Below are 383 nucleotides of genomic sequence, written 5' to 3' on the forward strand. Positions count from 1 at the left end.
AAATAGTTCTTCCGTGTAGTCACCATTAAAATTATCTGCTGACACATAATTAATGAGGTCCTTTATCTCGTTTGCTCGCAAAACCCCACTCGCAGAGTTCGTTACCAGGTTTGTTTTTTCGGTAGTAAGATTTTTAATCTCACTATCTAAAACATTTCGTTCCTGATTAAAAAGAGCAGGTTCTAGGAAACCTTTGGACATCAGTGCAATAAGGGTATTGCGTTCTTCCAATAGTTGCTCCATTAGCTTATCAATAGCGTCCATTCTTTCACGGTCGCTTTCTTCATCGATTTGGCTAACTGACTTGAAAAGTGGTTCTAGGATTAGCTTATGACTGAAAGCAAGCTTATTCATCATGGTTGTCAATGTGGCTTTGATTTCCC

Annotated in this window: 1 protein-coding gene; it reads right to left on the reverse strand. The window is 38.6% G+C overall.

Annotated features, from left to right (window positions below):
* The coding region (locus Q1X33_RS16680; RefSeq protein WP_301996807.1) for a DNA recombinase at positions 1 to 383 on the reverse strand (383 nt) is incomplete at both ends.

The organism is Enterococcus sp. B2E4 (assembly GCF_030499455.1).
In the GTDB taxonomy this organism is placed as follows: Bacteria; Bacillota; Bacilli; order Lactobacillales; family Enterococcaceae; genus Enterococcus_D; species Enterococcus_D casseliflavus.